This is a genomic window from Acinetobacter sp. YH12135 (assembly GCF_013418565.1).
GTDB classification, from domain to species: domain Bacteria; phylum Pseudomonadota; class Gammaproteobacteria; order Pseudomonadales; family Moraxellaceae; genus Acinetobacter; species Acinetobacter towneri.
The window spans coordinates 1-12,542 of sequence record NZ_VPBU01000025.1; the positions used below are offsets into that span (position 1 = coordinate 1).

Annotated in this window: 16 protein-coding genes; 11 read left to right on the forward strand and 5 right to left on the reverse strand. The window is 40.0% G+C overall.

Going from position 1 to position 12,542, the window contains the following annotated elements:
• From FTU70_RS12305 to ahpF, 5 genes are all read left to right on the forward strand, one after another.
• Nucleotides 1-110, forward strand: a 110-nt coding sequence (locus FTU70_RS12305; protein ID WP_179994364.1) for a zinc ribbon domain-containing protein, incomplete at its 5' end; no start/stop codon positions are given.
• A gap of 172 nt (nt 111-282) precedes the next feature.
• Nucleotides 283-1,074: a hypothetical protein gene (locus tag FTU70_RS12310; protein ID WP_004972923.1), complete on the forward strand. Its 792-nt coding sequence runs from the start codon at nt 283-285 to the stop codon at nt 1,072-1,074.
• A gap of 30 nt (nt 1,075-1,104) precedes the next feature.
• The gene (locus tag FTU70_RS12315; protein WP_104852204.1) at nt 1,105-2,232 is read left to right on the forward strand and encodes a toxic anion resistance protein; all 1,128 of its coding nucleotides are present in this window, start codon (nt 1,105-1,107) and stop codon (nt 2,230-2,232) included.
• Between the two features lie 56 nt (nt 2,233-2,288).
• Entirely contained in the window at nt 2,289-3,206 is a 918-nt protein-coding gene (locus tag FTU70_RS12320; RefSeq protein WP_131261786.1) for a hypothetical protein, read from the forward strand.
• Between the two features lie 216 nt (nt 3,207-3,422).
• Nucleotides 3,423-4,988 (forward strand): alkyl hydroperoxide reductase subunit F, encoded by a 1,566-nt coding sequence (gene ahpF, locus FTU70_RS12325; RefSeq protein ID WP_180060669.1) that lies wholly within the window; start codon nt 3,423-3,425, stop codon nt 4,986-4,988.
• Between the two features lie 235 nt (nt 4,989-5,223).
• Here the strand turns inward: ahpF and FTU70_RS12330 are convergent, their stop codons facing one another.
• The 3 genes from FTU70_RS12330 to arsC all read right to left on the reverse strand — a co-directional run bounded on the left by FTU70_RS12330 (nt 5,224) and on the right by arsC (nt 7,556).
• The gene (locus FTU70_RS12330; RefSeq protein WP_004972931.1) at nt 5,224-5,493 is read right to left on the reverse strand and encodes a YfhL family 4Fe-4S dicluster ferredoxin; all 270 of its coding nucleotides are present in this window, start codon (nt 5,491-5,493) and stop codon (nt 5,224-5,226) included.
• A gap of 27 nt (nt 5,494-5,520) precedes the next feature.
• On the reverse strand, nt 5,521-6,903 hold the full coding sequence (yegQ, locus tag FTU70_RS12335) for a tRNA 5-hydroxyuridine modification protein YegQ (protein ID WP_131261785.1): 1,383 nt from the start codon (nt 6,901-6,903) through the stop codon (nt 5,521-5,523).
• Nucleotides 6,904-7,127: 224 nt separating this feature from the next.
• Nucleotides 7,128-7,556, reverse strand: coding sequence for an arsenate reductase (glutaredoxin) (gene arsC, locus FTU70_RS12340; protein WP_180060670.1), 429 nt, complete (start codon nt 7,554-7,556; stop codon nt 7,128-7,130).
• A gap of 98 nt (nt 7,557-7,654) precedes the next feature.
• On the opposite strand from arsC, the gene FTU70_RS12345 reads away from it, so the two are divergent.
• The 3 genes from FTU70_RS12345 to arsH all read left to right on the forward strand — a co-directional run bounded on the left by FTU70_RS12345 (nt 7,655) and on the right by arsH (nt 9,812).
• Nucleotides 7,655-7,972 (forward strand): metalloregulator ArsR/SmtB family transcription factor, encoded by a 318-nt coding sequence (locus FTU70_RS12345; RefSeq protein WP_180060671.1) that lies wholly within the window; start codon nt 7,655-7,657, stop codon nt 7,970-7,972.
• A gap of 4 nt (nt 7,973-7,976) precedes the next feature.
• Nucleotides 7,977-9,035, forward strand: a complete 1,059-nt coding sequence (arsB, locus tag FTU70_RS12350) for an ACR3 family arsenite efflux transporter (RefSeq protein WP_136144349.1) — start codon at nt 7,977-7,979, stop codon at nt 9,033-9,035.
• 72 nt (nt 9,036-9,107) lie between these two features.
• Nucleotides 9,108-9,812 (forward strand): arsenical resistance protein ArsH, encoded by a 705-nt coding sequence (gene arsH, locus FTU70_RS12355; RefSeq protein ID WP_179988822.1) that lies wholly within the window; start codon nt 9,108-9,110, stop codon nt 9,810-9,812.
• Between the two features lie 49 nt (nt 9,813-9,861).
• On the opposite strand, the gene cadR is transcribed toward arsH, so the two are convergent.
• Nucleotides 9,862-10,263 carry a Cd(II)/Pb(II)-responsive transcriptional regulator gene (gene cadR / locus FTU70_RS12360; protein ID WP_004972941.1) on the reverse strand — a complete coding sequence of 134 codons (402 nt, stop codon included), beginning with the start codon at nt 10,261-10,263 and terminating at the stop codon, nt 9,862-9,864.
• Between the two features lie 75 nt (nt 10,264-10,338).
• On the opposite strand from cadR, the gene FTU70_RS12365 reads away from it, so the two are divergent.
• The 3 genes from FTU70_RS12365 to FTU70_RS12375 all read left to right on the forward strand — a co-directional run bounded on the left by FTU70_RS12365 (nt 10,339) and on the right by FTU70_RS12375 (nt 11,646).
• Complete coding sequence (locus FTU70_RS12365; protein WP_096901843.1) at nt 10,339-10,959, forward strand: cation transporter; 621 nt, start codon at nt 10,339-10,341, stop codon at nt 10,957-10,959.
• Between the two features lie 226 nt (nt 10,960-11,185).
• On the forward strand, nt 11,186-11,440 hold the full coding sequence (locus FTU70_RS12370) for a hypothetical protein (RefSeq protein ID WP_179991052.1): 255 nt from the start codon (nt 11,186-11,188) through the stop codon (nt 11,438-11,440).
• Nucleotides 11,441-11,460: 20 nt separating this feature from the next.
• Nucleotides 11,461-11,646 carry a hypothetical protein gene (locus FTU70_RS12375; RefSeq protein ID WP_004972947.1) on the forward strand — a complete coding sequence of 62 codons (186 nt, stop codon included), beginning with the start codon at nt 11,461-11,463 and terminating at the stop codon, nt 11,644-11,646.
• A 59-nt stretch (nt 11,647-11,705) separates the two neighbouring features.
• Here FTU70_RS12375 and FTU70_RS12380 read toward each other — a convergent pair whose 3' ends face one another.
• Nucleotides 11,706-12,485: a ferredoxin--NADP reductase gene (locus FTU70_RS12380; RefSeq protein ID WP_004972950.1), complete on the reverse strand. Its 780-nt coding sequence runs from the start codon at nt 12,483-12,485 to the stop codon at nt 11,706-11,708.
• Nucleotides 12,486-12,542: the final 57 nt, after the last annotated feature.

Sequence of the window (12,542 nt, forward strand, 5' to 3'; positions counted from 1 at the left end):
AATGGGAGTGCATGAGCTGTGGTACAGCTCATGATCGAGATATAAACTCAGCTCTAAACATTCTTGCGCTTGGGCATAAGCGTCTAGCTGTAGGAATCACCCTCTTTTAAGGGGGTGAGGATGTCAAGCACTGGTGTTTTGAATCAGGCATCTTGTGACTGATGTTATGCGAATCTATAAAAAAGCATTTAAGCAGATCGAAATAAAAAATTGCAAAATATTACATGACCTTAGCCGAAAAACACGTACTATAAAATCATGTAAAGAGGGTTGTGATGGTCTATGGCTCAGTTTGAAGTGTTACTGCCTTTGCAAGAGATTACGGTGGATCGTGCAGAGCTTTTGGCGATTCAACGCAATGATTTAGTTCCGTTGTTGAATGATCAATATCGTCTAAATCATTATGCAGATCAGGTGATTCAAGCGCAGTCAGTTTTATTGGATGGGGTGGATCCACATTTAACTCAGCAATTGAGTGTGACCATTGAGCAATTGATTCAGGCGCTTGGCAAATCTAAAAAAGTGTTAAAGCAACGTAAGTTTAATGCGCTGCAAAAGTGGCTAGGCATAGATTTGGAATATGGCGCGGGGCAAGTGCAATATTATAAAAACCTAGATCATTTGTTAGGGCAAGCAGACCGTTTGAGTCAAAAGCTGCAAATTGAAATTCAGAAATCACAATCACGTTTTCAGCAGTTGGTTGGTTTGCGTGAGCAAATGGCGAAATACATTCAAGCTGCCGATGAGTTTTTAGTGGAATATCCACGATTTGTGCGCAATCAGCATCCTTTGGATAATTTTAGCGAACGACTGGCCAAGAAAATTTATAGTTTAAAGACTTTGCAAAGTAGTAATGATATTGCGATTACTCAAATGCAACTTTCACAGCAACTCTCTTTTAGTTTGTTAGATCGCTTTAAAGAAGCGCAGCAGGTACTCATTCCTGCATGGCAATATCATGTCAAACAAAGTCAGCAAAGTGGCTCACACAGTCAGCTAGAAAAGCTGGATCAAAGTCGTGAGCATTTAATTAAGACATTAAGAAAATCCTTAGAAAAACCTGCGCAATCATAAGGCATGGTTTTGATTAGATAGAGGCGAAATATGACAACTTCTGAACAACGCAACGTCGCTGTGCAAGTGAGTGATGAACAGACTCAGCAACAATTTCAGCAACTCAATTTGCAGGAAATTGGCTTACAGCCTGATGACTTTCAGGAGGTGCTGGCTGCGCGTAAAGAATTAAGCGATCTTAGCCATCATTCGGTTGCAGAATATGGCAAAAATATCGCCACTAAAACGTCAAGTTATACCGATGAGCTTTTAGGTTTGGTGCAAAATAAGGATTTGGATGTCACAGGGCAAAAGCTGAATCAGGTGGTGCAGGTTGCACAGCAGTTAAATACCAACAGTATTTTAAATCCAAACAAAAGCAGTGGCTTTTTGGGTGGTTTATTCAATAAGTTAAAAGGCGCTAAACAAAGTTTTGATCAAAACTTTAACAGCACCAAAGCGCAAATTGATAGTCTGGTCACAGAAATTGAAAGCTCACAAAATGGTTTAAAAAACCGTGTAGATACACTGGATAAAATGTTTCATGGTGTGCAAGATGAATATAAACAATTGGGGATTTATATTGCAGCAGGTAAGTTAAAACAGCAGGAAATTCAGCAGCAAATTTCTGAATTTTCCGCGCAGCCGCAGGATCAGACCACGACTCAAAAAATTTATGATCTCAATCATCTTGCTAATAATTTAGAAAAGCGGGTGAGTGATTTGCAGGTGTTGCAACAATCTGCCATGCAAACTTTGCCGATGATTCGGATTATCCAGTCCAATAATTTAATGTTGGTCGATAAATTTTATGCGATTAAAAACATTACCTTACCTGCGTGGAAAAACCAGATTAGTTTGGCGATTTCTTTAAATGAGCAGAAAAACAGTGTGCAACTGGCCAACAGTATTGATGATGCCACCAATGAATTGCTGCGCCGTAATGCAGATTTATTGCATCAAAACTCGGTTGATACTGCCAAAGCCAATCAGCGTTCGGTGATTGATATTGAAACCCTTGAACACGTACAAAATACCCTCATTAAAACAGTGAACGATGTGATCCAGGTACAAAAAGAAGGCATGCAAAAACGTGCAGAAGCGACTACGCGTTTGCGAGCCTTACAGGAGAATCTGAATCAATTGGTGATTGGTTCAAGTCAACAGTCTGGTCAATAAATGCATTTTGACAATGACTTCATTTAATCTGAAATTTACCTGATAAGGAGTCGGATTTGCCCCCACTTGATGAATATGCCATTCAGCCACAGCAGCTAAAAACAGGTGTTGTGGCATTACAGCAGCGTCAAAAAAAGCTCAGTTTTTTGGCTGTGCTGTCTATGACGGTGGTGCTTATATCGGCAATTGGCTTTTTTATTCAGCAAGATGTGATTTATAGCTTCTTTGGTTTAAGCACTGAAGTTCAGCAATTACACATGCCTGCAAGTGTCGATGCGACTTTGGCAAATTTAGGGCAGCAACCTGATTATTTTTTCAGTTTGTTGAACTGGTTGGGTTGGTTGATTTTAAAACTGTCGGTGTCATTTATTGGTGCATTCGTTCTAGTTCATCTACTCAAGAAAATTCGTTTTTTTTATATTCGCTTTCAGTCCTTTGTTTTGAAATTTGTAGCTTGGTTGCTGAGTTTTATTTTACTTTGGTCGGCATTGAGTTATGTTCAGCATGACCGACAAGATGATACACAGCAGGTATATGCCAAAATTGTGCATTATGAAAAGCACATTCAAGAAAGTGAATTGGCGCGTTATTTACAAAATGCAGAAATGGCAGCGCCTGTTAAAGCCTATTTGTTGGCGCAAACGGCATTGATGCATCATCCCGCAGATAAAGATGCAGCCATTCCGCAAGTGTTGACCTTGGTCAAAGCAGAGCAGCAAGATCCGCAATTTTTACATTATGGATTTAAACCTGAACAATTATGGACGATGCAGCAGCAAGTTTATGGCAAAGCTTTAACGCCTATGGCGCAAAGCGTACATAAGCAAGTGCAGCAAGCACAGCAATTAAATACGCTGGTTTATTATATGAATCTCGCGGTTATGGCGCTTATGTTAATACTGTCTGCGGTACTCTGGTTTTTATCGCGACATTTACAGCAGCGTATTCTGCGGATTCAACAACAACTTGAATAAAAAATGATTAGGCTCAATTGCTTAAGGCAGACATTCAGTTTTTATGTTAATGTCTAAATTGAATAGCTTTAGGTATTTTAAATGAAATAGTAAGCTTGAAACTCACTATCATTTAAAAAAACGATCATAAATATAAAAATAAACCGTTTCCCCTATGTAACTATTTTTCGTAAGATGACATCAACAAATAAATTTACTCCCTTGGAGACGTTAGCCATGTTAGACCAAAATACTTCTACACAACTTAAAACTTTATTAGAACGTCTTGAAAGCCCAATCGAGCTTGTCGCGACTTTAGATGGTTCTGATAAATCTGCCAAAATTAAAGAATTGGTTGAAGAAATTGTAGCACTTTCGCCACAAGTTACTGCACGTTTTGACGGTAACAACGCACGTGCACCAAGTTTTGGGATTGCAAAAGTAGGTGAGCAACCGCGCGTATTCTTCGCAGGTTTACCAATGGGGCACGAGTTCACTTCATTAATTTTGGCTTTATTGCAAACTTCTGGTTATGCACCAAAAGTATCGGATGAAGTATTAACGCAAATCAAAGAATTGAATCTTTCATCTCACTTTGATGTGTTTGTATCGTTGAGCTGCCACAACTGTCCAGATGTAGTACAAGCTTTGAACCTCATTGCGATTTACAACCCTGGCACAACAGCAACCATGATTGATGGTGCATTCTTCCAAGAAGAAGTTGAGCAGCGCAAAATTATGGCTGTGCCGATGGTATTCCAAGATGGCAACCACATTGGTCAAGGTCGTATGACTTTGGAAGAAATTGTAGCTAAATTAGATACAGATTCTGCGAGCAAAGATGCAGCGAAACTGAATGCCAAAGAGGCGTTTGATGTCTTGGTAATTGGTGGCGGCCCTGCAGGGAATACATCTGCAATCTATGCAGCACGTAAAGGTATTCGTACAGGTATTGTGGCTGAGCGGATGGGCGGTCAGGTGATGGATACCATGGATATTGAAAACTTCACTTCTATCCAAAAAACACAAGGTCCAAAGTTTGCGGCAGAAATGGAAGCGCATGTGCGTGAATACGATGTCGATATTATGAATCTACAAAAAGTATCTGCCATTAAAGGTGCTGATGAAACTGCCAATGGTTTGGTCGAAGTGACTTTGGAAAATGGCGCAACACTTGAATCGAAAACGGTGATCTTGTCTACAGGTGCACGTTGGAGAGAGATGAATGTACCTGGTGAAGCAGAATACCGTACCCGCGGCGTGGCATACTGCCCACACTGTGATGGCCCGTTGTTTAAAGGCAAACGTGTTGCAGTGATTGGTGGTGGTAACTCAGGTGTAGAAGCAGCGATTGACCTTGCAGGGATTGTAGAGCATGTGACTTTGGTAGAGTTTGATACTAAATTACGTGCAGACCAAGTCTTGCAAAACAAATTGAACAGCTTGCCAAATACTACTGTAATTACCAATGCATTATCGACTGAAGTAATTGGTGATGGCGCACAAGTGACTGCGTTGAAATATAAAGACCGTGCGACAGATGTTGAGCATACTGTTGAACTTGCAGGAATTTTCGTACAAATTGGTTTATTACCAAATACGGACTTCTTAAAAGAGTCAAAAGTAGAGCTGACGAATCGTGGTGAGATTGTGATTAATGAGCGCAATGAAACCAATGTAAAAGGTGTATTTGCGGCAGGTGACTGTACAACTGTACCGTACAAGCAAATCATCATTGCAACAGGTGAAGGCGCGAAAGCATCACTTTCAGCATTTGATTACATCATCCGTTCAGGTCAATAAGTTTGAACGAATACATCTGAATACGCGGATTAACCATCCTTAAATTGTATTCGCTAAAAAGATAGCGCCTGAGTTCCCCAATACTCAGGCGCTATGTTCAGTAAAGTGCGTTATCGCACAGTATTAAAAGTTTATTTATTCTATTTTTGGTTTTAAGAACTGAGTCGGCTAACAACTCAGTTCTTTTTTATTTTTAACATCCAGTTTGATTTACAGCAGTTAGATTCATTTCAGTCTAATTAGCCTTATTATTTTGTCCAAATAAATTCAACTGATTAAACTTTTCCTGTAGCTGCTCTTTGGTTTCGACATGCTCAGGATGCGGAATAATACATTCAATTGGGCAGACTGAAACGCAGGTTTGATAGTCATAAAACCCAACACATTCTGTGCAACGCGCCACATCAATTTCATACACCTTTTCACCCTCATAAATTGCTTCATTCGGGCATTCGGGTAAGCACATATCGCAATTGATGCATTGGTCGGTAATCAGGAGTGCCATCGCAAAACTCGCTTAGTTTATTGCCACTTAGTTGGCTTGATAAGCCAACGATGAGGCAGAAATATCTGCAGTCGAATTTGGTAAGTTGCGAATCAGCAGGGCATAACGCATATCGACATCTGCAGGTATAGGGATTTCTACAATATGCCCTGAACCTTTAGCATCTTCAATCAGATTGCCTTTTTTATCTTTAATTTCAGTTAAAGTGAAATAGATATTGCCTTGTGGCGTCATCAATTCTAGAGAATCGCCCACTACAAAACGGTTTTTTACATCAATTTTAATGTAGTCACCATTACGTTCTAAGACTTCACCACAAAATTGCTGATGATCAAAACTTGATGAACCTGTTTCGTAGTTTTGGTATTCGCTGTGCACATGACGACGCAAGAAACCTTCGGTATAACCACGGTTAGCTAGGCCTTCTAATTGAGTCATTAATGCAGGGTCAAATGGTTTGCCTGCAAGTGCATCATCAATGGCTTTACGGTAAATTTGTGCAGTACGTGCGCAGTAGAAATAAGATTTGGTGCGACCTTCAATTTTTAGTGAATGGATGCCCATTTTAGTTAAACGGTCAACGTGCTGCACTGCACGTAAATCTTTAGAATTCATAAAGTAAGTGCCGTGTTCATCTTCTTCGGCAGCAAACATATCTTCGTCATTACGTTGTAATAACACAGGCTCGTTAAATTGATGCTGTGCCTGCATGTGTTGTTCATCTGCATCGGCAGTTTCAGAAAGATTTTTGACAGGAATTACGTCACCTGTTTCATCTTCTTTTGCATCGTGAATTTTATATTCCCAACGGCAGGCATTGGTACATGCGCCTTGGTTGGCATCACGTTTATTCATATAGCCTGAAAGCATGCAACGACCTGAATAGGCCATGCACAGCGCACCATGCACAAATACTTCAATTTCCATGCCAGGCACGTTGTTTTTAATTTCTTCAATTTCATCAATCGACAATTCACGCGAAAGAATGACACGGGTTAAACCCATATTTTGCCAGAATTTCACCGTTGCCCAGTTCACCGCATTGGCTTGTACCGATAAATGTACAGGCATGTCGGGGAAATTTTCACGTACCATCATAATCAGACCTGGGTCAGACATGATCAGCGCATCGGGTTGCATGGCAACCACAGGTTCTAGGTCACGAATAAAGTTTTTGAGTTTGCTGTTATGCGGTTGGATGTTCACCACCACATAAAACTTTTTGCCTAATTCATGTGCTTCTTGAATACCAATTGCTAAGTTTTCATGATCAAATTCGTTATTACGCACGCGCAAACTGTAACGCGGCTGACCTGCATAGACTGCATCTGCACCATAAGCAAAGGCATAGCGCATGTTTTTTAAAGAACCAGCAGGAGAGAGAAGTTCGGTGACGTGGGAAATGGTCATGATCAAAAAGCAATAGCAGAAATATGGCTTTATTGTATGAATCTAAATTTAGGATTCAACCTAGTAAATAGCTCGGGATTCAGAAGAAAACTTGTGCTGAAACGCTGGGGCTAATCTTGATATTGAAAGTTCCTCATCCTGAGCTATACAAAACGCAAGAGTAGGGACTTTCAATACCAATTTGACTCATCACCTATAATCAATTTTTAAATGATGAAAGCATTTTAACGCACTCGTTGCCCATGTTCATCAATCACCATTTCACCATCTTCTTTGCTGAAGCTTTTTAGTTGTGGTTGAGAGAGCAAGTCTAAGACCAGTTCCGAAGGGCGGCACAGTTTTACACCCAACTCGGTCACAACAAATGGACGATTAATTAAAATCGGATGCTCGACCATCAATGCAATTAATTCTGCATCGCTGTGTGAGCTGCCTTCAAGCTGCAACTGTTCGTATGGTTCAACATTTTTACGGATCGCATCGCGGACACTTAAACCTGCTTGTTGAATCATGCTAGCAAGTTCAGCCTGTGTAGGTGGTGTTTTTAAATATTCGGTAATTTCAGGTTCTTGTCCTGTATTTCGAATTAATTCTAGAGTGTTGCGTGACGTCCCACAGGCAGGGTTATGAAAAATTTTGATAGTGTTACTCATGCGTAGTGACTCGTTTTAGGTCGATAAAATTTCAATATTGCATTTATATATGGATATGCGTATATTCGCAATAGTGAATATTGAAGTGCAGATAAAAAATGAATCAAACTGATTTTTTTAAATGTTTGTCAGACCCAACCCGACTGGACATTCTGAAATTGGTGATGGCTCAACACAATATTTGTGTATGTGAATTGACAGAACAATTGCAGTTAAATCAACCGAAAATATCACGTCATTTGGCGTTGTTACGCAACTCATCTATTTTGCTCGATCAACGTCAGGGGCAGTGGGTGTATTACCGTTTGAACCCTGATTTACCCGAATGGGCGCTTGCTGTTTTGAATATTATTGCGCAGCAAGATGTCAGCCCGATGACACGTATCAACCCTACAATTGCAACACATTGCGAGTAAGCACATGGCACAGTCCAAACTTTCTTTTTTAGATCGTAATTTGACCTTATGGATTTTTATTGCCATGGGGCTAGGTGTTGCGATTGGCGTGGTATTTCCTGCAGTATCGGCAAGCTTAGATCAAATGAGCGTGGGCACAGTCAACCTTCCCATTGCGATTGGTTTGATTTTGATGATGTATCCACCATTGGCAAAAGTCGATTACGCAGCTTTGCCAGAAGTGTTTAAAGACCGCCGAACCTTGTTGTTGTCTTTGGTACAAAACTGGTTGATTGCTCCGTGTTTGATGTTCGCTTTGGCGATTATTTTCTTGCAAAACTATCCTGAATATATGACAGGTTTGATTTTAATTGGTCTGGCACGCTGTATCGCGATGGTCTTGGTCTGGAACAACTTGGCTTGTGGTGATAACCAATACGTGGCTGCATTAGTTGCGTTTAACAGTATTTTTCAGATTATATTCTTTAGTACTTATGCATGGCTGTTTCTGAGTTTCTTGCCGCCGTATTTTGGCGTGGCAGGACAAGTGATTGATGTTGGTTTTTGGACAATCACCCAAGCTGTTTTAATCTATTTGGGTATTCCTTTTTTGATGGGCTTTTTAACACGCTTGATTTTAGTGAAAAGCAAAGGCTTAGATTGGTATCAAACGTCTTTTTTACCCAAAATTAGCCCATTTAGTCTGTTGGCATTGCTATTTACCATTGTGGCGATGTTCGCACTAAAAGGCGCAGAAGTACTGAGCTTGCCGATGGATGTTTTACGCATTTCCATTCCATTGATTATTTACTTCGCTGCCATGTTCTTTATTAGCTTCTTTATGAGCAAATGGATGGGCAATGATTATCCACGGACGACCGCCATTTCCTTTACCGCAGCAGGGAATAATTTTGAATTAGCACTTGCTGTTGCCATTGCAACGTTTGGCTTGGCTTCTCCCGTTGCATTTACCACGATTATTGGCCCTTTGGTTGAAGTGCCTGTGTTGATTGCTTTGGTGAGTGTGTCTTTATGGCTGCGTAAAAAGTTTTATCAAAATGAGTCGATTGTCAGTTCAAAGTAATTTTCTTCATTTTGAGGTTTAAGATAAAAACATGGGCATGCGTTGCCCATTTTAGTTTTAAGAGTATGCAGCATGGTATTACCCAATATTGATTTAGATTTATTGCCTACACCAAGTTTTGAACAGGTGCAGGCAAAGCCGTTGAACCATCCGCCACGTATTTTATTGATGTACGGTTCAAACCGTGAGCGTTCTTATAGTCGTTTGGCGGTACAGGAAGCGGGCAGAATTTTGGAGCACTTTGGCGCTGAGGTAAAAATTTTCCATCCCAAAGGTTTGCCTTTACCTGAAGATGGCGATACTTCACATCCCAAAGTTCAAGAGCTGCATGAATTGTTGGCGTGGGCAGAAGGTATGGTTTGGTGTAGCCCAGAACGTCATGGTTCAATGAGTTCGATTTTCAAAGCACAAATTGACTGGATTCCGCTTGCCGCGGGCGCAATTCGTGCCACACAAGGTAAAACGCTTGCTTTAGTGCAAGTGTGTGGCGGGTCGCAGTCATTTAACAGCGTCAATCAATTACGTATTTTAGGACGTTGGATGCGGATGATCACCATTCCCAATCAGTCTTCTATTCCTAAAGCCTTTTTAGAGTTTGAGGAAGATGGCCGCATGAAAGCGTCTAGCTATTACGACCGTATTGTCGATGTGATGGAAGAGTTATATAAATTTACTTTGCTGACTCGCGGGCAAGCAGCATATTTGGTAGATCGTTATTCTGAACGTGTGGAAACTGCCGAGCAGCTATCGAAGCGTGTTAATCAGAAGTGTTTATAATCCAATTTTAGATACGTAAATACTGCATTACAAAAGGCTTAGAGAGCGATTATTCGGCTTCAAGTCGCTTTAAAATCTGACAATCATCAATGGTTGTTTGCGTGGTGCAGGCTTGTCTAAGTTGCTGAAGTTGTAGCTGAAAATGCTGCAACTCGGCAATTTTATCTTCTACATGCCTTAAATGTTCATCAATCAATTCATTCACAGCGCAGCAGTTTTGTTTCGGCTGTTTTTCTAATTCAATTAAGGCTTCAATTTCTTTTAAGTTCATATCTAAAGCACGGCAACGCTTAATAAAAATCAAACGCTTGAGTGCCTCATCGTTGTAATAGCGATAATTATTTTCGGCACGAAAGCTTGGGGTGAGTAAGTGTTTCTTTTCATAAAAACGAATTGTATCTGTGCTGACTCCAACTTTTTTAGCTAATTCATGAATTAAATATTGTGCCATACTTGACCTTGGACTAAGTCTATAGTTTTAAATGAGCATAATCGAAACAGTTTCATTTTGAAAGAAGGTGTGTCTATGGCATGTACGTGTAGTCATGAACCTGCGCCAATCAAACCGAATAGTAAATTTAGAACCGCGTTATGGATTGCATTGGTGATCAATCTCAGCATGTTTTTTATCGAGTTGATAGGTGGTGCCTATGCCCATTCATCATCCCTATGGGCAGATTCACTGGATTTCTTTGGAGATGCTGTCAATTACGGGATTTCACTTGCGGTGTTAAGTGCAAGTTTGTATTGGCGTGCTACTGTGGCTTTGGTCAAAGGCATCACGATGGCCTTGTTTGGTGTGGTGGTGATGGGCAAGGTTATCTATGCCTATATACAGGGTATTCCACCTGAAGCCATAACCATGGGTATTATTGGGATCATCGCCTTATTAGCCAATGTGGTTACTGCATTGATTTTATATGCATTTCGAGATGGTGATTCGAATATGAAATCGGTGTGGTTATGTAGCCGTAATGATGCGATTGGTAATTTCGCAGTTATTTTGGCGGCAGTGGGTGTATTTGGTACGGGTAGTTTGATTCCAGATCTTGTGGTAGCCGTGATTATGGCGAGTTTGGGCTTAACAGCGGGATATCATGTGATTCAGCAAGCTTTGGCTGAACGAAGAATGAATGTACCAGAATAAAGAATAAACGTAAAAAGCACTCCATCTGATTTGAGTGATTTAGATGGAGTGCTTTTAATTTTTTGTAGTCGCAATAATTTTAAAATTTGAAGTAAAAATAACGATAAGTTATTCCAAATTGCTATTTACAAAAAATAATATATAACTAAAATTAAAAATAAATTGATGTATTTAAAAATAATTTACACGATGAATAATATTTAATTTTTTTTAAATTGAGGGTTAAATGAAACTAATTAAATTATTTTCTATAGCAAGCCTGATTGCTTTGGCTGGCTGTAGTTCTAAAGTAGTGACTTATGATACTGCAGGGCAAGTGATTGGTTCATGTGTCGCTACACAGGGCTTTCTTTTGGGGGCTAAAGCTGTGTGTTATGGTGGTGCCAACATACAAGGCATTAACTATTCTAAAGTAGATGAGCGCACGGGTTTATTGCCAACCATACCAAATAATTCGCAGATTTCACTGCAACAAGACTAATTTTTTAGAGGGGTAATACAATGAAAATTTCTAGTTTAATCGCATTAACAGCGGCTATTTTGATGACAGGTTGTGCTTCAAAAGTGACAACTTATGATTCGAGTGGTCGTATGATTGGTTCATGTCAGGCAGAGCGTGGGTTTGTAATTGGTGGTGGTGCACACTGTGAAGGACGTGCTAACCAAGAAGGTCGCAGTGTACGTTAATTGATGCTAATGACAAAAAACCGAGCTATTTAGCTCGGTTTTTTTAGATTCAACAGCTTTTATTTTTCAACGAAAGCACGTTCAATCACGTAATCGCCCAATTCACCCATACGTGGTGATTCTTTTAAACCATGTTGGTCAAGTAATGCTGCAACATCTTTTAAGAATGCAGGGCTACCACATAACATGGCACGGTCAGTTTCAGGGTTAAAACGTGGTAAACCAATTTTTTCAAAGATTTCACCCGATTCAATTGCCGTGGTCACACGTCCTTGGTTTGGATATTCTTCACGTGTAACGGTTGGGTAATATACCAGTTTTTCACGAATACCAAGTTCTTGGAAAAACTCGTGATTTGGTAATTCATTTAGAATTAAATCTTGATAAGCCAATTCAGAAATGAAACGTGTACCGTGAACCACAATCACTTTTTCAAAGCGTTCATAAGTTTCAGGGTCGCGGATGGTTGCCAAAAATGGAGCTAGACCTGTACCTGAAGAAAGTAAGTATAGGTTTTTACCAGGATTTAAATCATCCAGTACCAAAGTGCCTGTAGGTTTTTTAGAAACCAGCAATTCATCGCCCACTTTTACTTTTTGTAAAATAGACGTTAAAGGGCCATCAGGTACTTTAATTGAGAAGAATTCTAGCTCTTCTTCATAGTTAGCACTGGCAATCGAGTAAGCGCGCATTAAAGGCTTGCCATTTACTTCCAGACCAATCATCACAAATTGACCGTTTTTAAAACGTAGTGCGGTATCGCGAGTCGTTTTAAAACTGAATAAAGTGTCATTCCAGTGGTGTACGTGAGTAATCTTTTCGACGTTGAAAGCAGCCATTAAAGGTCTCAATAAATTATCAAATTAGAACAGCTTGCTATTCTAATCTAAAATCAT